This window comes from Pectobacterium sp. 1950-15 (genome assembly GCF_037136835.1).
GTDB lineage: Bacteria > Pseudomonadota > Gammaproteobacteria > Enterobacterales > Enterobacteriaceae > Pectobacterium.
In genome coordinates this window covers 57,607-83,016 of the sequence record NZ_JBBBQR010000007.1, presented here as the reverse complement: position 1 = coordinate 83,016, position 25,410 = coordinate 57,607, and the positions used below count along the sequence as shown (strand labels likewise).

Sequence of the window (25,410 nt, the reverse complement as noted above, 5' to 3'; positions counted from 1 at the left end):
GTCGGTTATTTTTTTACATTTATGCTCGTCATACTTCAGGTTACAGGGGTATTGGTGTGGTTTCTTACCTTCTCTGTAGCTCAGGTTTGCTGGGTATAGGGTCTTCAACCAAAGAGGCCGGACAACGATCCGGATAGATAATTTTGTGTGTGCCTGTGAGCACAGTGAGGAAAGGAAAGATGGGGCAATCAGTAAGTTTCGCACCGGTGCCCGCCGGTTTGGGCTGCAAAGGTATTGGTTATGGCGCGACGCCGTCGCAAGTTATTTCTGGTGCTGTTACAGCTACCTCTTCTCATCGTGATTCAGGCGAGCCCTGTATCCATTCATTTGTATCCGGTGCGTATGCTCCTGCCGTAATGAACGGAGGTGTACGCCATGTCGCTTGATACCTCTCTGCCTAACGCTGGCGCCAAACGTGCCCAGTTAAAAAGAACGCTTACGCTGTGGCCCGTTGTTATGATGGGGCTGGCGTACATGCAGCCGATGACCATTTTTGATACCTTCGGTATCGTATCTGGCCTGACCGACGGCCATGTGGCGACCGCCTATGCATTTGCGCTGGTCGCTATTTTGTTCACGGCGCTGAGCTATGGCAAATTGGTAAAACGTTTCCCGTCTGCGGGTTCTGCTTATACCTATGCGCAAAAAGCGATCAGCCCACACGTTGGGTTTATGGTCGGCTGGTCATCACTGCTGGACTATCTGTTCATGCCGATGATCAACATTCTGTTGGCGAAAATCTATCTGGAAGCGATCTTCCCCGGCGTGCCGTCATGGATTTTTGTCGCGGCGCTGGTTGGGTTGATGACGCTGTTTAACCTGCGTGGCATCAATCTGGTGGCTAACCTGAACTCCATTATCGTGGTGGTACAGGTGGCTATCATGGCGGTGTTCCTGGGTCTGGTGATCCACGGTGTTTATCTGGGGGAAGGTGCGGGTACGCTGACCAGCACGCGTCCGTTCTGGTCTGAGAACGCGCACGTGGTGCCGATGATTACCGGGGCAACCATTCTCTGCTTCTCGTTCCTGGGTTTTGACGGCATCAGCTCGCTGTCGGAAGAAACGCAGGATGCCGGTCGGGTGATTCCAAAAGCCATCTTCTTGACGGCGCTGATCGGCGGCGTGATCTTTGTTGCCGTGGCGTACTTCCTGCAACTGTATTTCCCGGATATTTCCCGCTTTAAAGAGCCGGATGCGTCTCAGCCTGAAATCATGCTGTATGTTGCGGGTAAATTCTTCCAGTCTATTATTCTGGTGTTCTCCTGCGTTACCGTGCTGGCATCCGGTATGGCCGCCCACGCTGGTGTCTCCCGTCTGATGTATGTGATGGGGCGCGATGGTGTGTTCCCTGAGCGTTTCTTTGGCTATATTCACCCGAAATGGCGCACGCCAGCGCTGAACGTCCTGCTGGTTGGCGTGATCGCACTGTCTGCAGTGTCGTTCGATCTGGTGACGGCAACCGCGTTGATTAACTTCGGTGCGCTGGTGGCGTTTACGTTCGTGAACCTGTCGGTTATTTCACAGTTCTATATTCGTGAACGTCGTAACCGTACCGTGAAAGACACCATTAACTTCCTCGTGCTGCCAGTGCTGGGTGCGTTGACGGTAGGGGCGCTGTGGGTGAATCTGGAAGCCAGCTCGATGACGCTGGGTCTGGTGTGGGCAACGATCGGGTTACTCTATCTGGCGTTTGTGACGCGCAGCTTCCGTCAGCCAGTACCGCAATGCAGTGAAGAGCCGGTGTAAGCCACCGACAACTTGCATGAAAGAAAAAGCGGAGCCAGTGTGCTCCGCTTTTTTTATGGTGTGCCATCTCTGGCCGCTACCCTTACGGCCGTTGTGTCAGCAACGTTGAAGCACGTGCTCTATGTTTCTTACTCGTTATCCCACCAGCTTCTGCGCATAAGCGTACAGGGCTTTTAACTGCGCCATCTTCTCTTTATCGTCTTCATGAAGCTGATACAGATTGCTGAGTTCTGACAGATAGTCTTGCAAGCGTTCCGGTGTAAATACCGCACGCCGATGCTGCAACCAGCGTTGCTGTTCACGGTCATCCAGTGTGCCGGGGAAATTGCGGGCGCGATAGCGGAAAAACAGCGGTTCCAGGCGATTATCAGCAAATGTGAGATCCAACGCGGGGAGATTCTGCGGGGCGGTCTCCTGAATAATCTTCATCGCCATGCGGTCGGCATCGCCAAAGAAGCCATCATAAAGGCGTAAATCGACATCATCAGACGCGACAAAGGCGGGCGCTTCGGCAAACAGCTCGACCACTTTTTCCCTGACGCTCGCGTTGTTACGCAGCAGCGCCAGATTGTCCAGACAGCGTTGACGATCGATGCCCAGTCTTTCCGCGTCTTCCGGTCGTAAGGTATTGGCTGGCGCTAAGACCGGGCACTTATTGATGTGCACCAGTTTGAGCGGAACCGCACTCTGATCGGCTTCCAGCGCATCCCGACGGGTGTATAACCGTTCACGCAATGTCTCGCTATCCAGCTCCAGCAGCGGCGTCATATCGCCAGCCAGATCGCACATGATGACCGCATTACGGTTGTCCGGGTGCCAGGCGAGCGGTACCACCCAACTGGTGTTGCTCCTTGCCGCGCCAAACATACCAGACACGTGCACGAGCGGTTTCATCTGCGGAATATCAATCAGCGCGGAAATTTTGTTTTTGTTACGCAGCGTGAACAGGTACTCAAACAGCTTGGGCTGTGCCTGCTTAAACAGTTTAGCCATGGCGATGGTGGCATAAACGTCGGACATCGCATCATGCGCCTGCTCGTGCGAAATACCGTTTGCTTTCGTCAGGTGCTCAAGGCGGAAGCTGGGCAGGCCGTCATCATTTTCAGGCCAGACGATGCCTTCCGGCCGTAGGGCATAGCAGGCGCGTAGCGCATCCAGCAAATCCCAGCGAGAATTACCGTTTTGCCAACTGTAAGCGTAAGGATCGTAGAAGTTACGGTAGAAAATATTCCGGCTGACTTCATCATCAAAGCGAATGTTGTTGTAGCCCATAATACAGGTGCTGGGCACGCTGAACGCGTCGTGGATCTGACGAGCAAACTCCACCTCATTGACGCCTTTTGCCAACGCGACCTGCGGAGTAATGCCGGTGATCATCACCGCTTCCGGCTCCGGCAGGTAATCATCGGCCGGGCGACAATAAATGACCAGCGGCTCACCGATAATATTGAAATCCATATCGGTACGGACACCCGCAAACTGCGCGGGGCGATCGCGCGCCGGATGTTTACCGAATGTCTCGTAGTCGTGTATGAAAAAAGTGGGTTGTGTTTTCTCGGCCATATATGCAGTTAGCTTTAGCTACGTGTATGCGCTGAACCTGAAATCAGGCAAAACAGTCTGGAAAACGGCAAGGATACCATTTAATCGACTTTCCTGTGGCGCTTTCCTGATTTGCATCACTTCTCTGACGTACATCAATAGACGAGTAGACATAATCGCTAGGCATGACTGTGTCCATTCGGTTACAATTTTCTTTTTAATGCGAATGATAATTAAATTCTTTATTACCCCGTAGAACACGCTGCGGGGTAGCGTTCGGCAACAAACAGCAAAATGGAGAACACACTTATGCGGTTAAATGCGGTGCGATTAAATGCGGCGTTTGCAGTGAAGGCGACGTTACTGGCATCTATGTTTGTTCTGGCTGGCTGCGATCAGCAGGCATCGTCTTCAGAGGGAAGTCACACGGTAAGCATTGAGCATGCGCAGGGCACCACACAGGTTCCACAGCCGCCGAAGAAAGTGATTGTGTTTGATCCTGCCTCATTGGATACGCTGGATGCGTTGAAAGTCGAGGGGATCGCCGGTGTACCGAAAAGCAGCACGCCGTTGCCTGCGTTTTTATCAAAATACAACAGTGATGCTTACCTGAACGCCGGGACGTTGTTTGAACCAGCCTATGAAGCGCTGAGCAGCGCTAAACCTGACCTGATTATTGCCGGTGGGCGTACGCGTGATGCCTACGACAAGCTGAGCGGTATTGCACCGACGATTTCGATGGATGTGGATGAGCACCAGTTTATGACGAGCTTCATCCAGCGCATCGAGCAACTGGGCACCATCTTCGGCAAAGAAGAAGAAGCGAAAAAACAGATTGGTGACTTTAAACAGCAGATCGCTCAAACGCGCGCCAAAACGGAAAATGCGGGCAATGCGCTGGTTCTGATGGTCAGCGGTGGAAAAATGTCTGCCTATGGGCCTAAATCGCGCTTTGGCTTTGTGTTTGATGAATTAGGTTTCAAACCTGCGACCGAGTTCCCGGAATCCGGGCGCCACGGCAACGTGGTGACCTCAGAATTCTTACTGAACGTGAACCCGGAATGGCTGTTTATCCTTGACCGTGACAGTGCGATTGGTCGCCCGGGTGGGGAATCTGCCCAGCAGGTGCTGGATAATCCGCTGATTCACAAAACCAACGCCTGGAAAAATAATCGCGTGATCTACCTGGATTCAGCATCGCTGTATATCGCCGGGGGGCTGCAAAGCTATAAAAACCTGGTGAGTACCGTCAGCGACGCGCTGGATAAGAAATAACGGCAGATTACGGCAGAACCAATGAAGTCTTTTTATTATTCGCTGGGTCTTGTGTTTCTGGCCTGCATGATTGTTGTCAGCCTGTTTGTTGGGGCAGGGCAGTTGACGATGCAGGCCGTCTGGAACGACCCGGAAATGCGCGATATTTTCTTTATCAGCCGCGTTCCCCGTACGTTGGCTTTGCTGCTGGCTGGCAGCGCCATGAGTGTTGCCGGTCTCATCATGCAACTGCTGACGCAAAACCGTTTTGTTGAACCGTCTCTGGCGGGAACGACACAGTCGGCCAGCTTAGGTTTGCTGGTGGTGATGATCGCCGTGCCCAGCGCGACGATTTTCACCAAGATGGTGGTGGCAAGTCTGTTTGCGTTGGGGGGCACTTTCCTGTTCATGATGCTGCTCCAACGGATTGTGCTGAAATCCGCACTGGTGGTGCCGCTGGTCGGCATTATGCTGGGCGCGGTTATTAGCTCAATTACCACGTTTGGCGCGATGTATTTTGATCTGTTACAGGCACTTGGCAACTGGGAATCGGGCGACTTTTCCGGTGTTCTGCAAGGACGTTATGAACTGCTTTGGCTGGTTGGCATATTAACGCTGGTGGCCTGCTGGATCGCTGACCGTTTCACTGTCGCAGGTATGGGGCGTGAATTTTCCGTCAATGTCGGCCTTAACTATCGGCAGGTAATGCTGATGGGGCTGTGCATTATTGCGGTTGTCAGCGGCGTGGTGGTTGTGGTGGTTGGCAGCCTGCCGTTTATCGGGCTGATCGTGCCGAACCTGATCAGCATGATAATGGGCGACAATGTGCGCAAAACGATTCCGTGGGTGTGCCTGCTCGGCGGCGGCTTGGTGCTGTGCTGCGATATTATCAGCCGCGTGATTCGCTATCCTTTCGAGATTCCGGTGAGCGTGATTCTTGGTGTCATTGGCGCTGCCGTTTTCCTTCTCCTATTGCTAAGCCAGAAACGCCATGTCAGTCAATGAACGTAATACGGTGCTGACCGGAACCGTCAGCGAAAAACGTACAGGGTTATCACCGACGCAGCGGCTAATGTGGTTGGCGGGTGCCGCTGCCGTGGTGATCGTGCTGTTCATGACCATCAATCTGGGCAGCAACCTGCGTTATATTTTAACGCACCGCGGGCTGATGCTGACAACGATGCTGCTGGTGGCGTTTGCCGCCAGTGCGTCCACGGTGTTGTTCCAAACGGTGACGAATAACCGGGTGCTGACGCCGTCGATTATGGGATTTGAGGCTCTGTTTATCCTGATTCAGACCTCGCTGGTGTTTGTTTTCGGCATTAGCGGCATTCCGGGGCTGGGTGTTGAAGGCAAATTCGTTCTTGAGACGCTGCTGCTCATTCTCTTCTCTGCGCTGCTGTATCGCTGGCTGTTTACCGGCAGCCGCAATAATTTGCACCTGGTCCTACTGGTCGGGATTATCTGCGGCACGCTGTTTCGCAGCATGGCGGGCTTAATGCAGCGTCTGCTGACGCCCGGGGAATTCGCTATTTTACAGGGACGAATGTTCGCCACCTTCACCCGCACTGTCCCCGAACTGGTGGCGCTGTCGGTTGTGATTACGCTGGTGGTCGCGGTGGTGATCTGGCGCATGCGTTTCCGGTTTGATGTGTTGGCACTGGGACGTAACAACGCGATTAATCTTGGTATTGACTACAAGCGTAGTGTCACGATCATTCTGCTGCTGGTTTCCGTTCTGGTCGCCATTTCGACGGCGTTGGTCGGCCCGCTCACCTTTTTAGGCTTTATGGTCGCGAACCTGGCTTATTTAGTGATTGGCTCCAGCCAGCATCGCCTGTTGCTGCCAGCGGCTTTCCTGCTGGGTGTCATTTCACTGGTTGGCGGACAACTGGTGCTTGAGCATCTGCTGGATATGTCCGGGGCGCTGTCGGTCGTTATCGAATTTGTGGGTGGGTCGCTGTTCATTGTGTTGCTACTGAAAAAGGTTTCCGTGTGATTGAGATCGGCAATGTAACTAAAACGTATAATAACGTGACGGTATTAAATAATGTCACGGCGACGGTGCCTCGCGGCGGCGTCACGTCGATTATCGGCCCGAACGGTGCAGGGAAGTCGACATTGTTGTCCATCATCAGCCGCTTGCTGGAAGCGGATCGCGGACAGGTAAAAGTTAATGGCATGGATGTGATGACAACACCAAGCGACAAGCTGGCGACGTGTTTGTCCGTGCTGCGGCAGGAAAACCAGTTTACCAGCCGTTTAACGGTGGCAGAGCTGGTAGGTTTTGGCCGTTATCCTTACACCAAAGGGCGGTTGAACGCTGACGATCGTGAGCGCATCAGCGCCGCGTTGGCGTTCCTCAATCTGACTGAATTGAAAGATCGTTTTTTAGATGAACTTTCCGGTGGTCAACGGCAGCGTGCTTATGTCGCGATGGTGCTGTGTCAGGACACCGAATACGTATTGCTGGATGAACCGCTGAATAATCTGGATATGAAACACGCGGTGGCGATGATGAAACAGATTCGCCGTGCGGCCGATGAGCTAGGCAAAACCATCGTGCTGGTTATCCACGATATCAACTTTGCCTCTGCCTATTCGGACTACATTATTGCGATGCGTAAAGGACAGATTATCTACACGGGAAAACCAGAGGACATCATGGTGTCCGACGTCCTGGAAGATATTTTCGATACTGAAGTTGCCATCGAAGAGGTTCATAATCAGCGTATCGCGGTATATTACCGCTAGTTTGATGACAGATTATCCGCTCAGCGGGGTGTTAGCGCAAAGGGCGTAAGCACTGCTTGAAAGACGCTGGGTATAACCTGTATGGTGAATGCATAAAGAATTTATGTATGACTTAAGGTAAGGGTAAAAGATGGATAAGGACACTAAGCCGTGTTTCCAGGATGTACTGGAATTCGTGCGCATGTTTCGTCGTAAAAACAAACTTCAGCGTGAAATCGTCGACAACGAAAAGAAAATTCGCGATAACCAGAAGCGCGTTCTGCTGCTGGACAACCTGAGCGAATATCTGAAACCGGGTATGTCCATTGAGGACGTGCAAAATATCATCGCCAACATGCGCAGTGATTATGAAGATCGCGTTGATGACTACATCATCAAGAACGCGGATCTGTCGAAAGAACGCCGTGAACTGTCCAAGAAATTGAAAGCGATGGGCGAAGTTAAGTAACGTAACGCCCCGTTTTACGGTAAAACCGCTTTCTGCTGTAAATTATTTCCTACTGTAAAAGGATCGCTTCTGCGGTCCTTTTTCTTTTGGCTTTTGCGCCACAACCTGCTTTTTTGCTTATCCGCTTGTTTGACCGTCGGTGGTGACTGTTAATGATTTTGTCGCTGCTGATGATGTCAAACGCCCCCAAAATTGGAATCCAGCTCGCACGCCGAACGCCATTTTTCGCAAGTTAATCACTTTCTTGCGAGGCGTTTTCCTACCTGCATTTTTCGTTCTGTTGCATGAGGTTGAGTTATTGCAACATTCCTGAGCGAACAACAGGGAACGAGGGAAGGATGTGTCATGGCAAGGGACGATATCAGTAAAAAAAGGGATGATGTCAGTAAATAGTCTGGCGTGGGCCAGCGTGCTGGGTATCCTGCCGCTGCTTTTTTTGCCGCAGCTCCCAGCGCAAACACTGCTGTGGTGGGGGGTGGGGCTATCTATCTGTGTGGTATTGGGTGGATATCGTCATGCAAGCGTACGGTTTGTCGCCCTTGTTGCCGTGAGTTTTTGTTGGGCAGCGTTGAATGCGCAAACCCTGCTGCTACAAATCGATCGTTTCACGCAGGATTCGGTTAATGCTGTCGTGACAATAAGCAGCATACGGTTCAGTGAACACGGGGATGAGGGGATCACGGTTCGGCTGGAAGAGATCAATCAGCGGCGAATCTTCCCGCCGCTGTATGCACAACTGACCGTATCACCAGCGATGGAAAACTGGTGCGGCGGCCAACGCTGGGCGATAACCGCCAGTTTTCGACCTATCCATAGTCGGCTAAATGAAGGTGGCTTTGATAGCCAGCGCTGGGCGATAGCCAAACGGCAACCGCTATCGGGGCGTGTACTCGTGGCAAAGGTGGCTGATAGCCGCTGTGATTTCCGCCAGCGTACGATCACCCAGGCGGAACAGCAGGTGCAGGGGTTACCGTGGCGTTCTATTTTACTGGCGCTGACGTTCGGCGAGATGAAAACGGTTAGCTCAGCGCTCAAGGCGCTCTTTCAGAATACCGGGACGATGCACCTGATGGCGATCTCCGGCCTCCATATCGTGCTTGCGGGGCTGGTTGGCTGGGGAATGGCGCGGGTGTTGCAGTATGGCTTTCCCGTTCAGTGGATTGGCTATCGTTTCCCATTGCTCACGAGCGCGGTGGTTGCCTGGGGATATGTCTGGCTGGCAGGAGGAAACCCTCCTGCGGTGCGATCTGCTCTGGCACTTAGCGTGTGGGTTTGCTTAAAAGTGTGGAGCGTTAACTGTTCAGCTTGGCAGGTCTGGCTATGGTGCGTTGCGCTGATTCTGGTCAGCGATCCGTTGAGCGTGCTGTCAGACAGTTTCTGGCTATCGTGCCTCGCGGTGGCATCGCTGATTTTCTGGTTTCAGTGGGCACCGCTTCCTCATCGATTACAGACGCGGCGCCGATGGTTCTGGCTACGTTGGATCCACCTGCAAACGGGAATCACTCTGCTGTTGATGCCCTTGCAGCTTCATATTTTCCACGGTTTTAGCATTACCTCTCTGCCGGCCAATCTATGGGCGGTGCCTTTAGTGTCGTTCGTGACGACGCCGCTTATTTTGCTGGCGTTGAGCACGATGGCATTCGCGCCGCTGAGCGGCATGCTCTGGTGGCTGGCGGATGTTTCGCTGCGTGTGGTGTTCGCACCGCTGACGTATTTGCAAACGGGTTGGGTATATCTTGATGCATCACTGCTGCTAGGAAGCGTCGCGGGGTGGGGAGCCGTTGTCATATGGCGCTTTCGCTGGTGGCGTATTCATCCGGCGAGTGTCGGCGTGCTGATTCTGGTTTTATTGGCCTTCCGCATAAAGAGCGATGAACCGGATTGGCGTGTGGACATGCTGGATGTCGGGCATGGTCTGGCCATCGTGATTGAGCAACGTGGAAAGGCGGTACTGTACGATACGGGAAACCGTTGGGAAGGGGGCGATATGGCGATGCGAGAAATTCTGCCTTACTTACGCTGGCGGGGCGTCGACGTGGAAAACATTATCCTGAGCCACAGCCACATGGATCATATCGGGGGACTGGAGACGCTACAGAAAGCCTACCCTGAAGCTACGACATATAGCGCCACCAACGCGATTAATCATCGCTCTTGTCTACGCGGTGAGCGTTGGCGTTGGCAGGATCTCACGTTTACCGTGCTGTGGCCGCCAGCACTCGTTGAACGAGCGGAAAACAACCACTCCTGTGTGATCCGCGTTGATGATGGTAAATACCGTGTTTTATTAACGGGCGATCTGGAATCGGATGCGGAAAGGGCGCTGATTCGGTTAGAACGCAGTGACCTGCGTGCGAATTTGTTACAAATCCCTCATCATGGCAGTAAGACATCCTCCTCGCCTCCCTTCATTCGTGCAGTTAATGCCGAGTTCGTTATCGCCTCGGCGGCACGCTATAACCCGTGGCGGCTGCCTTCAGTAAAGATTGTCGAACGATATCGACAATATGGTTACTCATGGCTTGATACCGCATCATTTGGTCAGCTAAGTGCGCGTTTTTTCAGCGATTCATGGCACATTCTACGGTTCAGGGATCACATATCGCCTCGTTGGTATCATCAGTGGTTTGGCGTAGGGCGGTATAATGAGTAAAATAGTCGGCTATTTCTTTCCGCTTCAGGTTTACTACATGCTGAATGATAAAGATCTCTCCACCTGGCAGACCTTCCGTCGCCTTTGGCCGATGATCTCTCCTTTTAAAGCAGGGCTTGGTGTTGCTGCGATTGCTCTCGTTATTAACGCCGCCAGCGATACATTAATGCTCTCTCTGCTTAAACCCTTGTTAGATGACGGATTCGGCAAGGCGGAACGTGCCGTATTGATCTGGATGCCGCTGGTTGTCATTGGCCTTATGATATTGCGTGGGGTGTCAGGATTTATATCCAGCTACTGCGTCGCCTGGGTTTCAGGCAAAGTGGTGATGAATATGCGCCGCCGTCTCTTCGCCCATATCATGGGTATGCCGGTGTCGTTCTTCGATCAGCAATCAACCGGGACGCTGCTCTCCCGCATCACTTATGATTCAGAACAGGTTGCGGCCTCTGCGTCCGGCGCGTTGGTGACGGTTGTCAGGGAAGGGGCATCGATTATCGGCCTGTTCGTTCTGATGTTCTACTACAGTTGGCAGCTGTCTATCATTCTGATTGTGATTGCGCCGATCGTGTCGATCGCTATGCGCGTGGTGTCTAAACGGTTCCGCAGTATCAGTAAAAATATGCAGGACACCATGGGGCACGTCACCACCAGCACGGAGCAAATGCTGAAAGGCCACAAAGAAGTGCTGATGTTTGGCGGCCAGGATGTTGAGACTAAACGTTTCGATCAGGTCAGCAACCGGATGCGCCAACAGGGAATGAAACTGGTATCTGCCTCCTCCATTTCCGATCCTATCATCCAACTGATCGCTTCTCTGGCGCTGGCATTTGTTCTGTATGCCGCCAGCTTTCCTAGCGTAATGGAAACGTTGACTGCCGGGACGATCACGGTGGTGTTCTCTTCCATGATCGCGCTGATGCGCCCGTTAAAATCACTGACTAACGTTAACGCGCAGTTCCAACGCGGGATGGCTGCATGCCAGACGCTGTTCGCGATTCTGGATATGGAGCAGGAGCGCGATACGGGTAAACGCGAAATCGAGCGTGCGAAAGGCGAACTCGAATTCCGTCAGGTGAATTTTGCTTATCCTGGGAAAGAAAATCTGGCGCTGAAGGATATCAATCTGCATATCCCAGCGGGGAAAACGGTGGCGTTGGTTGGGCGCTCTGGTTCGGGTAAATCAACGATTGCCAGTTTGATCACGCGTTTTTACGATATTCAATCAGGAGAAATTCTGCTTGATGGGCACGATCTACGCGAGTATCGCCTGTCGTCTTTGCGTAATCAGGTGGCGCTGGTTTCTCAAAACGTGCATCTGTTCAACGATACGATAGCGAACAACATCGCCTATGCCCGCAATGAACACTATAGCCGTGAAGAAATTGAGCGTGCGGCGACAATGGCCTATGCGATGGATTTCATCAATAAGATGGAACACGGTTTGGATACGATCATTGGTGAAAATGGCGTGATGCTTTCTGGCGGACAGCGGCAGCGTATCGCGATTGCCCGCGCTTTGCTGCGCGATAGCCCGATCCTGATCTTGGATGAGGCCACATCGGCGTTGGATACGGAATCGGAACGCGCGATTCAGGCGGCATTAGACGAACTGCAAAAAGATCGTACCTCACTGGTGATTGCACACCGTCTCTCCACGATTGAAAAAGCGGATGAGATTTTGGTCGTTGAAGATGGCAGAATCATTGAACGTGGTAACCATGTTGCATTACTGGCGGCGAATGGTGCTTATGCCCAGCTACACAGAATGCAGTTTGGCGAATGATTGAGCGTATCTGGTCTGGTCGCTCGCGGCTTTATTGGCTGTTGCTGCCGTTTTCATGGCTATACGGATTCATCACGTTTCTGATCCGCCAGAGCTATCGGCTGGGGTGGCGGAAAAGCTGGCGATCTCCCGTTCCTGTCGTGGTTGTAGGAAACCTGACGGCAGGCGGCAACGGGAAGACTCCGCTGGTCATTTGGCTTGTCGAGCATCTACAGCGCAGAGGTTATCGTGTCGGCGTGGTGTCACGTGGTTACGGTGGGAAAGCTGAACATTATCCTCTGCTGCTGGATGGAGCAGTGACGACGGCGCAGGCTGGCGATGAGCCTGTGCTGATTTTTCAGCGCACTGGCGCGCCCGTTGCGGTGGCCCCTCGTCGCCGGGATGCCGTGAGTGCGTTATTGGCGCAGCACACGCTAGATGTGGTGATCACCGATGATGGATTACAGCACTATGCGTTGGAAAGAGATATTGAGCTGGTTGTGATTGATGGAGTGCGGCGTTTTGGCAATGGATGGTGGCTGCCCGCAGGTCCAATGCGGGAAAGAGAAAGCCGTCTGGCCTCGGTGGATGCAGTCATTGTTAACGGCGGTACGCCGCGAGCAAACGAGATAGGCATGACATTAACCGCGGGTATGGCGGTTAACTTACTTTCTGGTGAGTCCCGACCGTTGAGTCAGTTGCAGGATGTGGTCGCGATGGCGGGCATCGGACATCCACCGCGTTTTTTTGCTACGCTGCGTGAGGCTGGCGTCAGCATTGCACGTGAAATTGCTTTTGCTGACCATCAATCATACCAGCCAGAACAGCTCAGCTCGTTGACTCAGGATGCGACACAGCCGCTGCTGATGACGGAAAAAGATGCCGTAAAATGTAAGGCATTTGCTCAGGGTAACTGGTGGTATCTGCCCGTTGATGCCGTGCTGGCTGAGCCCCACAGCACGCAGTTGCTCGATAAACTGGAAAATGTGATTAAACGGCATACTAGTAATAGAACATAAATCGAACCTGTACCACGGTTTTAGATATCTTCCTGAAGGTATCGCCATAGTAGATCGCTGCCATAGCGAGAAAGAGCATGCCGATCATCGATCGGCCAAAGATGGAGGAAGCATGGATCACCGTTTACTTGAGATTGTTGCCTGCCCTGTTTGTAATGGTCGGCTGTATTTTAATAAAGAGAAACTGGAGCTGATATGCAAGGTCGATGGTTTGGCCTATCCGGTTCGTGATGGCATCCCTGTGTTGCTGGAAAACGAGGCGCGTAAACTCGGCGCGGACGAGATAACGCAATGACCTTTACCGTAATCATTCCTGCGCGTTTTGCGTCAAGCCGACTGCCCGGTAAGCCGCTGGCGGACATCAATGGCAAACCAATGGTCGTCCATGTGATGGAACGGGCGTTGGAATCGGGTGCGCAGCGCGTTATTGTCGCTACCGACCATCCTGATGTTGAAACGGCTGTGCGGCAAGCGGGCGGTGAAGTGTGCCTGACCCGCGCCGATCATAATTCCGGCACGGAGCGTCTGGCTGAAGTCATTGAGCGCTACGGTTTTACCGACGATGACATCATCGTTAATGTTCAGGGCGATGAACCACTCATTCCTTCCGTGATCATTCGTCAGGTGGCAGAAAACCTCGCAGCCAGTAAAGCGGGAATGGCAACGCTGGCGGTGCCGATTGAAACCAGCGAAGAAGCATTCAACCCGAATGCAGTAAAAGTGGTTACCGACGCCGAGGGATACGCGCTGTATTTTTCCCGTGCGACGATTCCTTGGGACAGAGAGCGTTTTGCTCAGTCGAAAGAAACCATTGGCGATCATTTCCTGCGTCATATCGGCATTTATGCCTACCGTGCGGGGTTTGTGCGCCGTTATGTCAGTTGGGCCCCGAGCCAACTGGAGCAAATCGAATTACTGGAGCAACTGCGCGTGCTGTGGTACGGCGAGAAGATTCACGTTGCGGTTGCGAAAGCGGTGCCTAGCGTCGGCGTGGATACGCCAGAAGATCTGGCCCGTGTGCGGCACGTCATGGCGAATCAGTAAGCTGTAAGCCCTATCACGCTATGCTGCGATAAATACGTCATGGGGGAATCTATTCTTACCGGAATAGATTTTTCCCATGACGTTTTTTCTTTATACGACATATTATCTTTTAAATGATTTAGCACTTATTTAGATAAGTATTCTTAAAAACTCTCAAATTACGCTGTACCGCTTTATTCCATAGACGATTTATTTTCATTCTGAATTGATGAATAGCGAGTGGAACTTTTATTTTCATATTTAAATGCTACTATCAATTCGCCATGTTTTTGCATGGCGTTTTTGTTATTTCAACTAAGGATGGTAATGATATGAATGCTAAACGTTATATCGCAAAATTTTTTCTCGGCGGTATGCTGATGGGAGCTGCGGCCAGCAGCAGCGCGGCGGTGTATTACATGGCGCCCAACGGTAATGACGCGAATAACGGCAGTAAAAACTCCCCCTGGAAAACGATCGATCGCGCGCAGAAAACATTAAATCCCGGTGACCGTCTGTGGATCCGTGGCGGTAACTACGTGTTTACCAAGGGGCTGAACGTCTGTGCAACGCGTACTGATGTGGTGAACGCGATTACGCTGAACAAGAGCGGTACTGAAGGTAAGCGCATTGAGTATTGGGCGTACAGCGGAGAAGTGCCCGTGTTTGATTTCAGTCAGATGCAGGATGATTGCCGCGTCAAAGGCTTCAACGTTGTGGCAGATTGGATCTCTCTGAAAGGACTGGAAATAACCGGTGTCCCGCAGCGCAATAACCTTAACCATGAATCCTGGGGGGTGTGGATTCGGGGCAGCAATAATATATTCGAACAGTTAAATATCCACCATATTATGGGTACGGGTTTGTTTATCCAGCGTGGGGGATATAACCTGGTATTGAATAGTGACTCCCACCATAATTACGATCCGCTAACCTCTAATGGCGCTGGTCAAAGTGGTGATGGATTTGGTGCGCATATTCCGGCTAATCAACCAGGTAATATTTTCCGCGGTTGCCGGGCATGGTCAAACTCGGATGATGGCTTCGATTTAATTAATGCCTATTCTCCGGTGCTGATTGAAAACTCCTGGGCGTGGTCACACGGTTATTTGCCGGGAACGACGCAGTCGCTGCCAGCAGGTAATGGTAATGGCTTTAAAATCGGTGGCTACGGTGGCGTTTATGTGGCAAATGCGGTGAAGCATACCGTGCGTAACTCGGTTGCGTTTTTAAATAAAGCAGCCGGTTTTTATGCTAACCACCATCCGGTAGCGAACGATTTCTTTAACAACACTGGCTATAAAAATAACCCCAACTTTAATATCCGCGGTATTGATGCAAACGGAAAAGCAATTGGATTAGGTACGCTACGCAATAACGTTTCTCATGGCGGTAAAGACCTGTCGTTCTCCGATGGAGCGAACATGCGCTATAACTCATGGGATCTGAAAATTGCGGTATCAGATTCTGATTTCGAGAGCGTGTCCGTGACCGGATGGGATGCACCGCGTCAGGCAGATGGCAGCTTGCCGGTACTGAAGAGTCTGCATCTTGCGTCGGGTAGTGCGCTAATCAACAAGGGTGGGGATGTCAAACTGCCTTACAAAGGTTCAGCGCCAGATCTGGGTGCCTTTGAACGCGAATAATGGCGGCGTATTAATTCACTAGCCTGTCACTCACAATGTTCCCTGCTCGTCAGCAGGGAACATCGCTGCAACAACTCTGGCAAGGCGTGTTCCCTGTCGGAGTTGATCCCCGTTTATACTCTAACTAAGTCGAGTTTCAGGACAAAACGTTAGCGCTTTAAACAACGCACATGCAACTTGAAGTATGACGAGTATATTTGATCTGCGTTGAAGTATTTGTCGCCTGCTCGCCGCATCATGGTGGATGGAGTCATTTGGCTCAACGGAGGTATAGCTGTTTATGGAACAGTTGAAATCGGAGCTTAGCACGGTGTTGGGGGAAAGCCTCAGCCGGCTTGAGCGTATAAGCGAACAGCCCTATGCAGATCTGTATGCCTTGTATGATAAAGAAGGAAACGCGATACCCTTGTTGGCTAAGAGCTATGTATGCCAGGGGGTGGCTCAGCAGGAAGCCTACAAGCTCTCGATGCTGGCGCGTGAGGGGGATGTCCGTTTACCAACTGTTTACGGGTTGGTGTTGACGCAACAGCAGCCTTATCGGGAGCTGTTGCTGATTGAGCGCTTGCGCGGTGTGTCGGTGGAGGCGCCACCACGAAGCGGCCAGCGCTGGACGCTGCTGATGGATCAGATTGTTGAAAGCATATTAGCCTGGCACCGCATTGATAGTCATGGTTGTGTTGGTTCTGTCGATAGCACACAGGACAACGATTGGGTCAGTTGGTACCAACAGCGTGTGGAAGTGCTGTGGTCGACGTTACTCAACGTCAGTGCGCCACAGCTGACGCAACAAGATCGGGGCGTACTTTATCGTTCTCGCCAGTGTTTGGCGATGCTATTTGAAGATTTCGAGGATGGCTGTGTACTGGTTCACGGCAACCTTTCGCTGCGCAGCATGTTGAAAGACGCGCGTAGCGATCAACTGTTGGCGATGATTAATCCAGGCATGATGCTGTGGGCGCCCAGAGAGTATGAACTCTTCCGGCTTTGTGAATCCGGCATGCCGGAGCAGTTGCTTTATCACTACCTGAAACAGGCGCCGGTCGCCGAGTCCTTTGTCTACCGACGCTGGTTGTATGCTATCTGGGAAGCCGTGGCCCGCTATATTCACACGGGCCAATTAGACCGTCAGCTCTTTGATATGGCTTCCCGAGAGCTGTCCCCTTGGCTGGAATGAGTCTGTGGCTGTTCGGCGTTGTGCGGTGTCGTCGAGGTTCCCTTCAGCGCTTGCCAGAGGCGACCAAGTGTTTCATACCAGACGCGCTCGCTGTGCGATAAATAGTAAGCGGATGGAAAAATTTTCTCCCACGGGTTGAGCGCGGACGTGATCGCCATCTGATTCGCCGGAGCCGGAATTGGTGCCAGCCCCTGAGCCTGGAAGAATCGTATGGCGCGAGGCAGGTGGTTGGCCGAGGTCACCAATAAGAAAGGGCGATCGCCAACAATCTTGGCGGTTGCCGCCGCTTCTTCTTCCGTATCCCTTGGCGTATCCAGAATGACGATATCCTGTTGCGGAATCCCCAGACTCTCTGCTACCAGCGCCGCGGTTTTCGCACTACTGACAGGGTTACCCTGTGCCGCCCCGCCGGTAAAAATCAATTTTGCGCCGGGGTTGGCATGATACAGGCGGACACCTTCCGTCACGCGCGGGAGGCTGTTGCTGATCAGATTGGAGCTGGGTGCCCATTCCGCGTTATAGGTATACCCCCCGCCTAGCACGACGATATAGTCGGCTTTGCTCGCCTGCGGCGTTTGCCGCCAGGTCGGGTAGTGTGATTCCAGTGGTAACAACAGCCTATCGGCGACAGGTTGCAGACTGAGCAGAATAAGCGCCAGCCAACTGGCTAATATTATCGTTCTTCCCGTGCGCTGCCGTTGGGTAAACCAGAGCAGCAGCAGGCCGACACCCATCAGAAGCAATAGCAATGGCAGAGGCTGCAGAAGGCCACCGACGAACTTTTTGAGTGTGAAAAGCATAAAATTGCATTCCTTTTGAGTGAAAAACCCGCATCCGGGAAGATATCATGCGGTAAGGCCATTTATTCTAAGCCAGCCTGTGCCAAAATGGCAGGCTGGAAAAATCGCATCGCGCAGACATATGCTGCACGAGCTCCCCCGTTTATATGATGCGGAACAATGACTGATGCAGGATCGCAATTTTAACGATATCGCCGAAAAATTTGCTCAGAATATCTATGGCACAACGAAGGGGAAGCTTCGGCTGGCGGTATTGTGGCAGGATCTTAGCGAGCTTTTGACCCAGCTTCCGGCACGGCCGTTGCGTATCCTTGATGCGGGGGGCGGTGAAGGGCAGATGGCGTGTCGTCTGGCGGCTTTAGGACATCAGGTATTGTTGTGCGATGTTTCCGATGAGATGATTCAGCGCGCCAAAAATGCGGCAGCAGCGCAGGGCGTTACCCATAATATGCGTTTTGTGCAGTGTGCCGCGCAGGATATCGCGCAATATATGGAAAGCCCCGCCGATCTGATATTGTTCCACGCGGTGCTGGAGTGGGTCGCGCAACCGCAGCAGATGCTGAAAATATTGTATGATTGCCTGTCGCCGGGGGGCGCGCTGTCTTTGATGTTTTATAACCATCATGGGCTGTTGATGCGTAACATGGTGCTGGGCAACTTTGATTATGTTCAGGCCGGCATGCCGAAGAACAAGCGGCGTTCGCTATCGCCAGATCACCCGCTGGATCCGCAAGAGGTGTACGGCTGGCTTGATGAAATGGGGCTGACCATTAGCGGAAAAACTGGCGTGCGTGTGTTTCATGACTACCTGCAGAATAAGCAGCAGCAAATTGATAAGTTTGCCGACATTCTGGAACTCGAACAGCGGTATTGTCGGCAAGAACCTTTTGTGAGTTTGGGTCGTTATATCCATGTCATGGCGCATAAACCCGATTTGAAGGATGCATTATGAGTGATTTTTCCCAGACTGTACCCGAACTGGTCGCCTGGGCACGAAAAAACGATTTCTCCATTTCCCTCCCCACCGAACGCCTGGCGTTTTTGATGGCGATCGCCACCCTTAACGGCGAGCGCATGGATGGTGAAATGAGTGAAGGTGAGCTGATTGATGCCTTCCGCCATGTGAGTCAGGGATTTGATCAGACGAACGAAACCATTACTGTTCGCGCCAATAACGCGATTAACGATCTGGTGCGCCAGCGGTTGCTTAACCGTTTTACCAGCGAACAGGCGGAAGGCAATGCGATTTATCGTCTGACGCCGCTGGGGATTGGCATTACCGATTATTACATCCGGCAGCGTGAGTTCTCGACGCTACGCCTTTCTATGCAGCTTTCTATCGTGGCGCAGGAGTTAGGCCGTGCGGCCGATGCAGCGGAAGAAGGCGGCGATGAGTTCCATTGGCATCGCAACGTGTTTGCGCCGCTGAAATATTCCGTCGCTGAAATTTTTGACAGTATCGATCTGTCACAGCGCGTGATGGATGAGCAGCAGCAGGGTGTGAAAGACGATATCGCGGCGCTGTTAAATCAGGACTGGCGGGCAGCGATCAGCAGTTGTGAACAACTGCTGACGGAAACCTCGTCTACGTTGCGTGAATTGCAGGATACGCTGGAAGCCGCGGGCGACAAGTTGCAGGCGAGCCTGTTGAGCATTCAGGATGCGATTATGAATAATGCGCATAATCTGGAATCTGTCGACAAACTGGTGTTTGACCTGCAAAACAAGCTCGATCGTATTGTGAGCTGGGGACAGCAAACGATAGACCTGTGGATTGGTTACGACCGTCACGTACATAAGTTTATCCGTACCGCGATTGATATGGATAAAAACCGCGTCTTTGCCCAGCGCTTGCGTCAGTCGGTGCAGAGCTATTTCGATAGCCCCTGGGCGCTGACGTTCGCCAACGCGGATCGTCTGCTGGATATGCGTGACGAAGAGCTGACGCTACGTAGTGAAGAAGTAACCGGTGAATTGCCGCCGGAGCTGGAATACGAAGAGTTTAGTGAAATGCGCGAGCAGTTGATCGCGCTGGTCGAGCAGGCGCTGCATAAATATAAAGCGCAACAGATTCCGCTGGACTTGGGGGAAGTGATGCGTGAATACCTCGCGCAGCATCCTCGCTCGCGGCATTTTGATGTTGCCCGAATCGTGGTCGACCAGGCAGTACGTCTGGGCGTAGCCGAAACAGATTTCACCGGATTGCCTGCACTGTGGCAGGCGATCAATGATTACGGAGCCAAGGTGCAGGCCCATGTCATCGACAAATATTGAACAATTTATGCCAGTGAAGCTGGCAACCGCGCTGTCGAATAACCTCTTTCCTGCGCTGGACAGCCAATTGCGCGCCGGGCGTCATATTGGCATTGAAGAGTTGGAGAACCACGTATTTCTGATGGATTTTCAGGAAGTGCTGGAGGAATTCTACAGCCGCTACAACGTGGAGTTGATCCGCGCGCCAGAAGGCTTTTTCTATCTGCGTCCGCGTTCCACCACGCTGATCCCTCGCTCGGTGCTGTCCGAGCTGGATATGATGGTAGGGAAAATTCTCTGCTATCTCTACCTGAGCCCGGAGCGTTTGGCGCACGAAGGCATTTTCAGCCAGCAGGAACTGTATGAAGAGCTGCTGAGTCTGGCGGATGAAAGCAAGCTGTTGAAGTTGGTTAACCAGCGCTCTACCGGTTCCGATCTGGATCGCCAAAAGTTGCAGGAAAAAGTCAGAACCTCGCTGAACCGCTTGCGTCGGCTAGGCATGATCTACTTTATGGGGAATGACAGCAGCAAATTCAGAATTACCGAATCGGTATTCCGCTTCGGGGCTGATGTGCGCAGCGGCGATGATGCCCGCGAAGCACAGCTACGCATGATTCGCGATGGTGAAGCGATGCCTGTTGAAGGTAGTTTGTCGCTGAAAGATGACAGCGACGATAACGATCGCACCGATGATACCGCGCCAGAAACGGGCGAGGATGAATAAGTGTTGAGGATGAACAGGAATGATTGAACGCGGTAAATTTCGCTCACTAACGCTGGTCAACTGGAACGGCTTTTTCGCCCGCACCTTCGATCTGGATGAACTGGTTACCACGCTATCCGGCGGTAACGGTGCCGGGAAATCCACGACGATGGCCGCCTTTATTACGGCGCTGATCCCTGACCTGACGCTGCTGCACTTCAGAAACACCACCGAAGCCGGTGCCACTAGCGGTTCTCGCGATAAAGGTCTGCACGGTAAATTACGTGCCGGTGTCTGCTACTCCACGCTGGATGTCGTTAACTCGCGTCATCAGCGCGTGCTGGTTGGCGTTCGCCTCCAACAGGTTGCAGGGCGCGATCGTAAAGTCGATATCAAACCTTTCACCATTCAGGGATTACCGACGGCGATACAGCCGACGCAAATCCTGACGCAGGTGGTCGGCGATCGTCAGGCACGGGTGCTCTCGTTGCAGGAGTTGAAAGATCGCGTTGAGGAAATGGAAGGCGTTCAGTTCAAGCAGTTTAACTCCATCACCGACTATCACTCGCTGATGTTTGATTTGGGCGTGGTGCCGCGTCGTCTGCGTTCTGCTTCTGACCGTAGCAAATTCTATCGCCTGATCGAAGCCTCGCTGTACGGCGGTATCTCCAGCGCCATTACTCGCTCGCTGCGTGATTATTTACTGCCGGAAAACAGCGGCGTGCGTAAAGCGTTTCAGGATATGGAAGCGGCGCTGCGTGAAAACCGCATGACGCTGGAAGCGATTCGAGTCACCCAGTCCGATCGCGATCTGTTTAAACACCTGATTTCCGAAGCGACGTCCTATGTTGCCGCTGACTATATGCGTCATGCCAATGAGCGACGCATCCATCTTGATGGGGCGCTGGAATTGCGCCGAGATCTGTTCTCCAGCCGTAAGCAACTGTCGAGCGAACAGTACCGTCATGTGGAAATGGCGCGAGAACTCGCTGAGCAGAGCGGTGCGGAAGGCGACCTGGAAACGGATTATCAGGCAGCCAGCGACCACCTGAATCTGGTGCAAACCGCGATGCGCCAGCAGGAAAAAATCGAGCGCTATAACGCCGATCTGGAAGAACTAAGCTATCGCCTTGAAGAACAGAACGAGGTGGTAGAAGAAGCGCGTGAGCAGCAGGCGGAAAACGAAGAACGCGCCGATGCTGCTGAGCTGGAAGTGGATGAACTGAAAAGCCAGCTTGCCGATTATCAGCAGGCGCTGGATGTACAGCAAACGCGTGCCATTCAGTACCAGCAGGCGCAACAGGCGTTGGAGCGCGCTCGCACATTGTGCCAGTTGCCGGATTTAACGGCAGATAACGCGGACGAGTGGCTGGACAGTTATCAGGCCAAAGAGCAGGAAGCGACAGAAATTCTGCTGATGCTGGAGCAGAAACTGAGCGTCGCCGATGCGGCGCACGGCCAGTTTGAACAAGCCTATCAACTGGTGAGCAAGATAGCCGGTGCGGTTAACCGTAACGAAGCTTGGCAGGTCGCACGTGATTTGCTGCGCGACAGCTCTTCGCAACGCTATCAGGCGGAGCGGGTACAGCCGTTGCGGATGCGCCTGTCCGAGCTTGAACAGCGCCTGCGTGAACAGCAGGATGCCGAGCGACTATTGCAGGATTTCAGCAAGCGTAACGGTCAGGATTATCAGCCGGAAGAGCTGGAGTCGCTCCAGCAAGAGCTTGATGCCCGTATCGAAACCCTGTCGTCGCTAGTGGCGGAGGCGGGTGAACGCCGCATGGCGCTGCGTCAGGAGCTGGAACAAATCCAGCAGCGTATTCAGAAGCTGACGACGCGTGCGCCTGTCTGGCTGGCTGCGCAGGAAATGCTGACGCAGTTGAGCGAGCAAAGCGGCGAAACGTTTGAAGATAGCCGTCAGGTGACGGAATTCATGCAGCAGTTGCTTGAGCGTGAGCGTGAAACGACCGTTGAGCGTGACGATATCGCTAGCCGCAAACGGCAGATTGAAGCGCAGATTGAGCGACTGAGTCAGCCGGGTGGTTCCGAAGATCCGCGCTTAAACGCATTGGCGGAACGCTTTGGCGGTGTGCTGCTATCTGAAATTTATGATGACGTGACGCTGGATGATGCGCCGTTCTTCTCGGCACTTTATGGCCCGTCCCGTCATGCCATTGTGGTCGCCGATCTCTCGCTGGTACGTGAACAGCTTGCTGGTCTGGAAGATTGCCCGGAAGATCTGTATCTGATCGAGGGGGATCCGCAGTCGTTTGATGACAGCGTATTTGCCGTTGAAGAACTGGAACGCGCCGTCGTCGTCAAAGTCGCGGAGCGCCAGTGGCGTTATTCCCGCTTCCCGGAAGTGCCGCTGTTTGGTCGCGCCGCGCGGGAAATGCGTCTGGAAAGCCTGCGTGATGAGCGCGAAACGCTGGCCGAGCAGTACGCGACGCTGTCGTTTGACGTGCAGAAAACGCAGCGCTTGCACCAGTCCTTCAGCCGGTTCATCGGTACACATCTGGCTGTCGTTTTTGATGAAGATCCCGAAGCGGAAATTCGTACACTCAGTTCCCGTCGCGGCGAGTTGGATCGTGCGATTGCCAGCTTTGATGGTGAGAACCAGCAGCAACGTCAGCAATATGAACAAGCGAAAGAAGCCAGCGTACAGCTGAATAAACTGATCCCGCGTATTAGCCTGCTGTGCGACGATACATTGCAGGATCGCGTGGAGGAGATTCGTGCGGAGCTGGATGAGACTGAAGAATCTGCCCGCTTCATTCAACAGCACGGTGCGACACTGGCTAAGCTGGAACCGCTGGTTTCTGTCTTGCAAAGTGACCCGCAGCAGCATGAGCAGTTGCAGGAAGATTATGCTCAGGCACAGAACGCGCAGCGCCAGGCAAAACAGCAGGCGTTTTCGCTGACCGAAGTTGTACAGCGTCGTGCGCACTTCAGCTATGCCGATTCGGCCGGCATGCTGGGTGAAAATTCCGGTTTGAATGACAAACTGCGCCATCGTCTGGAACTGGCTGAGGCGGAACGGACAAAAGCACGCGAACAGCTCCGCCAGCATCAGGCTCAGTTGACGCAGTACAGTCAGGTTCAGGCATCGTTGAAGAGCGCTTACGATGCCAAGCAGGACATGCTGAAGGAGCTGACGCAAGAGCTTCAGGATATCGGCGTACGTGCGGATGCCGACGCCGAAGCGCGCGCCCGTCAGCGCCGTGATGAGCTGCATGCCGCATTAAGCACCAACCGCTCGCGGCGTAATCAGTTGGAAAAACAGATTACGTTCTGTGAAGCCGAAATGGACAGTTTGCAGAAGAAATTGCGCAAGCTGGAGCGTGATTATCACCAGATGCGTGAGCAGGTTGTTACGGCGAAAGCAGGCTGGTGTGCGGTCATGCGTTTGGTGAAAGACAACGGCGTTGAGCGTCGCCTGCACCGTCGTGAGCTCGCCTATATGGAAGGCGATGAACTGCGTTCCATGTCGGATAAGGCGCTGGGGGCGCTGCGTCTGGCGGTTGCAGATAACGAACATCTGCGCGATGTGCTGCGGCTTTCCGAAGATCCGAAGCGGCCGGAGCGCAAGATCCAGTTCTACATTGCCGTTTACCAGCACCTGCGCGAGCGTATCCGTCAGGATATTATCCGCACTGATGACCCGGTAGAGGCGATTGAGCAGATGGAGATCGAGCTTAACCGTCTGACGGAAGAGCTAACGGCGCGTGAACAGATGCTGGCCATCAGTTCACGCAGCGTGGCAAACATCATTCGTAAAACGATCCAGCGTGAGCAGAACCGTATTCGTATGCTGAACCAGGGGCTGCAAGCGGTAGCGTTTGGTCAGGTGAAGAGTGTTCGTCTCAACGTCAACGTGCGGGAAACGCATACCACGCTGCTCAATGTGTTGTCCGAACAGCAGGAAATGCATCAGGATCTGTTTAACAGCAACCGCCTGACCTTCTCGGAAGCGTTGGCAAAACTGTATCAACGCCTGAATCCTGAAATTGATATGGGGCAGCGCACGCCGCAAACGATCGGCGAAGAGCTGCTGGACTACCGCAACTACCTTGAAATGGAAGTTGAGGTTAACCGTGGTGCGGATGGCTGGCTGCGAGCGGAAAGTGGGGCGCTGTCTACCGGGGAAGCGATTGGTACCGGGATGTCGATTCTGGTCATGGTAGTGCAGAGCTGGGAAGAAGAGTCTAAGCGTCTGCGTGGCAAAGATATTATTCCGTGTCGTCTGCTCTTCCTCGATGAGGCCGCGCGTCTGGATGCCAAATCGATCGCCACGCTGTTCGAGCTTTGCGATCGTCTGGAAATGCAGTTGGTTATCGCAGCACCGGAAAATATCAGCCCTGAGAAAGGGACCACCTATAAGCTGGTGCGTAAAGTCTACCAGAACAACGAGCACGTCCATGTAGTCGGGCTGCGTGGTTTTGGAGCAGAAGCCCCTGAGACGCAGGAGCAAGCCTCATAGTGGGGAGCGATAACGTTTATCGCAGCAAACCTTACTGCTCTTTTCCTCTATAATGATAAAGCCGCTTTTTTAAGCGGCTTTATTTTTACGTAAAAAGAATGCTGACAGTGAATAAGTTCATCAAGCTCGAAAGATAATAACCAGAAGAAG

The 25,410-nt window shown here is 52.9% G+C and carries 20 protein-coding genes; 18 read left to right on the top strand and 2 right to left on the bottom strand.

Annotation, left to right across the window (positions count from 1 at the left end; genetic code table 11):
* Positions 1-179: 179 nt before the first annotated feature.
* Together WCT94_RS10005 and WCT94_RS10000 are read left to right on the top strand one after the other, a co-directional pair.
* Positions 180-386, top strand: a complete 207-nt coding sequence (locus WCT94_RS10005; protein ID WP_336869409.1) for a hypothetical protein — start codon at positions 180-182, stop codon at positions 384-386.
* Positions 376-1,746, top strand: a complete 1,371-nt coding sequence (locus tag WCT94_RS10000; protein ID WP_336869407.1) for an APC family permease — start codon at positions 376-378, stop codon at positions 1,744-1,746. Before WCT94_RS10005 ends, WCT94_RS10000 begins: the two co-directional genes overlap by 11 nt.
* Positions 1,747-1,881: 135 nt before the next feature.
* On the opposite strand, the gene sbcB is transcribed toward WCT94_RS10000, so the two are convergent.
* Positions 1,882-3,309: an exodeoxyribonuclease I gene (gene sbcB, locus WCT94_RS09995; protein ID WP_336869406.1), complete on the bottom strand. Its 1,428-nt coding sequence runs from the start codon at positions 3,307-3,309 to the stop codon at positions 1,882-1,884.
* 288 nt (positions 3,310-3,597) lie between these two features.
* Between sbcB and WCT94_RS09990 the strand changes: the two genes are divergently transcribed.
* From WCT94_RS09990 to WCT94_RS09935, 12 genes are all read left to right on the top strand, one after another.
* Complete coding sequence (locus WCT94_RS09990) at positions 3,598-4,563, top strand: siderophore ABC transporter substrate-binding protein (protein WP_336869405.1); 966 nt, start codon at positions 3,598-3,600, stop codon at positions 4,561-4,563.
* Positions 4,564-4,584: 21 nt separating this feature from the next.
* Entirely contained in the window at positions 4,585-5,547 is a 963-nt protein-coding gene (locus WCT94_RS09985) for an ABC transporter permease (RefSeq protein ID WP_336869404.1), read from the top strand.
* Positions 5,534-6,541 carry an iron chelate uptake ABC transporter family permease subunit gene (locus tag WCT94_RS09980; RefSeq protein ID WP_336869402.1) on the top strand — a complete coding sequence of 336 codons (1,008 nt, stop codon included), beginning with the start codon at positions 5,534-5,536 and terminating at the stop codon, positions 6,539-6,541. The genes WCT94_RS09985 and WCT94_RS09980 overlap by 14 nt, the downstream gene beginning before the upstream one ends.
* Complete coding sequence (locus WCT94_RS09975) at positions 6,538-7,296, top strand: iron ABC transporter ATP-binding protein (protein WP_039300599.1); 759 nt, start codon at positions 6,538-6,540, stop codon at positions 7,294-7,296. Before WCT94_RS09980 ends, WCT94_RS09975 begins: the two co-directional genes overlap by 4 nt.
* A gap of 130 nt (positions 7,297-7,426) precedes the next feature.
* The gene (tmaR, locus tag WCT94_RS09970) at positions 7,427-7,744 is read left to right on the top strand and encodes a PTS system regulator TmaR (RefSeq protein WP_039276381.1); all 318 of its coding nucleotides are present in this window, start codon (positions 7,427-7,429) and stop codon (positions 7,742-7,744) included.
* A 379-nt stretch (positions 7,745-8,123) separates the two neighbouring features.
* On the top strand, positions 8,124-10,397 hold the full coding sequence (locus WCT94_RS09965) for a ComEC family protein (protein WP_336869537.1): 2,274 nt from the start codon (positions 8,124-8,126) through the stop codon (positions 10,395-10,397).
* A gap of 37 nt (positions 10,398-10,434) precedes the next feature.
* Positions 10,435-12,183: a lipid A ABC transporter ATP-binding protein/permease MsbA gene (msbA, locus tag WCT94_RS09960; RefSeq protein ID WP_336869536.1), complete on the top strand. Its 1,749-nt coding sequence runs from the start codon at positions 10,435-10,437 to the stop codon at positions 12,181-12,183.
* Positions 12,180-13,181, top strand: coding sequence for a tetraacyldisaccharide 4'-kinase (gene lpxK, locus WCT94_RS09955; RefSeq protein ID WP_336869401.1), 1,002 nt, complete (start codon positions 12,180-12,182; stop codon positions 13,179-13,181). Before msbA ends, lpxK begins: the two co-directional genes overlap by 4 nt.
* A 112-nt stretch (positions 13,182-13,293) precedes the next feature.
* Positions 13,294-13,476: a Trm112 family protein gene (locus WCT94_RS09950; RefSeq protein ID WP_005967647.1), complete on the top strand. Its 183-nt coding sequence runs from the start codon at positions 13,294-13,296 to the stop codon at positions 13,474-13,476.
* Complete coding sequence (gene kdsB, locus WCT94_RS09945; protein WP_319847492.1) at positions 13,473-14,225, top strand: 3-deoxy-manno-octulosonate cytidylyltransferase; 753 nt, start codon at positions 13,473-13,475, stop codon at positions 14,223-14,225. Before WCT94_RS09950 ends, kdsB begins: the two co-directional genes overlap by 4 nt.
* A 311-nt stretch (positions 14,226-14,536) precedes the next feature.
* Positions 14,537-15,850: a pectate lyase PelN gene (pelN, locus tag WCT94_RS09940; RefSeq protein WP_336869400.1), complete on the top strand. Its 1,314-nt coding sequence runs from the start codon at positions 14,537-14,539 to the stop codon at positions 15,848-15,850.
* 280 nt (positions 15,851-16,130) lie between these two features.
* On the top strand, positions 16,131-17,024 hold the full coding sequence (locus WCT94_RS09935; RefSeq protein ID WP_336869399.1) for a YcbJ family phosphotransferase: 894 nt from the start codon (positions 16,131-16,133) through the stop codon (positions 17,022-17,024).
* On the opposite strand, the gene elyC is transcribed toward WCT94_RS09935, so the two are convergent.
* On the bottom strand, positions 16,976-17,824 hold the full coding sequence (gene elyC / locus WCT94_RS09930) for an envelope biogenesis factor ElyC (protein ID WP_336869398.1): 849 nt from the start codon (positions 17,822-17,824) through the stop codon (positions 16,976-16,978). The genes WCT94_RS09935 and elyC overlap by 49 nt on opposite strands.
* A 166-nt stretch (positions 17,825-17,990) precedes the next feature.
* Between elyC and cmoM the strand changes: the two genes are divergently transcribed.
* Genes cmoM through mukB form a run of 4 tightly spaced genes read left to right on the top strand, consistent with a single transcriptional unit; the run spans position 17,991 to position 25,260 of the window.
* Positions 17,991-18,776 (top strand): tRNA uridine 5-oxyacetic acid(34) methyltransferase CmoM, encoded by a 786-nt coding sequence (cmoM, locus tag WCT94_RS09925; RefSeq protein ID WP_336869397.1) that lies wholly within the window; start codon positions 17,991-17,993, stop codon positions 18,774-18,776.
* Positions 18,773-20,098, top strand: a complete 1,326-nt coding sequence (gene mukF / locus WCT94_RS09920; protein ID WP_336869396.1) for a chromosome partition protein MukF — start codon at positions 18,773-18,775, stop codon at positions 20,096-20,098. Before cmoM ends, mukF begins: the two co-directional genes overlap by 4 nt.
* The gene (mukE, locus tag WCT94_RS09915; protein ID WP_010277044.1) at positions 20,079-20,801 is read left to right on the top strand and encodes a chromosome partition protein MukE; all 723 of its coding nucleotides are present in this window, start codon (positions 20,079-20,081) and stop codon (positions 20,799-20,801) included. Before mukF ends, mukE begins: the two co-directional genes overlap by 20 nt.
* 19 nt (positions 20,802-20,820) lie before the next feature.
* Positions 20,821-25,260, top strand: coding sequence for a chromosome partition protein MukB (mukB, locus tag WCT94_RS09910; RefSeq protein ID WP_336869395.1), 4,440 nt, complete (start codon positions 20,821-20,823; stop codon positions 25,258-25,260).
* The last annotated feature ends 150 nt before the right edge of the window (positions 25,261-25,410 follow it).

Coding starts and splice junctions, on each gene's coding strand:
- WCT94_RS10005 (WP_336869409.1), top strand. CDS start 180: ATGGGGCAATCAGTAAGTTTCGCACCGGTGCCCGCCGGTTTGGGCTGC.
- WCT94_RS10000 (WP_336869407.1), top strand. CDS start 376: ATGTCGCTTGATACCTCTCTGCCTAACGCTGGCGCCAAACGTGCCCAG.
- sbcB (WP_336869406.1), bottom strand. CDS start 3,309: ATGGCCGAGAAAACACAACCCACTTTTTTCATACACGACTACGAGACA.
- WCT94_RS09990 (WP_336869405.1), top strand. CDS start 3,598: ATGCGGTTAAATGCGGTGCGATTAAATGCGGCGTTTGCAGTGAAGGCG.
- WCT94_RS09985 (WP_336869404.1), top strand. CDS start 4,585: ATGAAGTCTTTTTATTATTCGCTGGGTCTTGTGTTTCTGGCCTGCATG.
- WCT94_RS09980 (WP_336869402.1), top strand. CDS start 5,534: ATGTCAGTCAATGAACGTAATACGGTGCTGACCGGAACCGTCAGCGAA.
- tmaR (WP_039276381.1), top strand. CDS start 7,427: ATGGATAAGGACACTAAGCCGTGTTTCCAGGATGTACTGGAATTCGTG.
- WCT94_RS09965 (WP_336869537.1), top strand. CDS start 8,124: ATGTCAGTAAATAGTCTGGCGTGGGCCAGCGTGCTGGGTATCCTGCCG.
- msbA (WP_336869536.1), top strand. CDS start 10,435: ATGCTGAATGATAAAGATCTCTCCACCTGGCAGACCTTCCGTCGCCTT.
- lpxK (WP_336869401.1), top strand. CDS start 12,180: ATGATTGAGCGTATCTGGTCTGGTCGCTCGCGGCTTTATTGGCTGTTG.
- WCT94_RS09950 (WP_005967647.1), top strand. CDS start 13,294: ATGGATCACCGTTTACTTGAGATTGTTGCCTGCCCTGTTTGTAATGGT.
- kdsB (WP_319847492.1), top strand. CDS start 13,473: ATGACCTTTACCGTAATCATTCCTGCGCGTTTTGCGTCAAGCCGACTG.
- pelN (WP_336869400.1), top strand. CDS start 14,537: ATGAATGCTAAACGTTATATCGCAAAATTTTTTCTCGGCGGTATGCTG.
- WCT94_RS09935 (WP_336869399.1), top strand. CDS start 16,131: ATGGAACAGTTGAAATCGGAGCTTAGCACGGTGTTGGGGGAAAGCCTC.
- elyC (WP_336869398.1), bottom strand. CDS start 17,824: ATGCTTTTCACACTCAAAAAGTTCGTCGGTGGCCTTCTGCAGCCTCTG.
- cmoM (WP_336869397.1), top strand. CDS start 17,991: ATGCAGGATCGCAATTTTAACGATATCGCCGAAAAATTTGCTCAGAAT.
- mukF (WP_336869396.1), top strand. CDS start 18,773: ATGAGTGATTTTTCCCAGACTGTACCCGAACTGGTCGCCTGGGCACGA.
- mukE (WP_010277044.1), top strand. CDS start 20,079: ATGTCATCGACAAATATTGAACAATTTATGCCAGTGAAGCTGGCAACC.
- mukB (WP_336869395.1), top strand. CDS start 20,821: ATGATTGAACGCGGTAAATTTCGCTCACTAACGCTGGTCAACTGGAAC.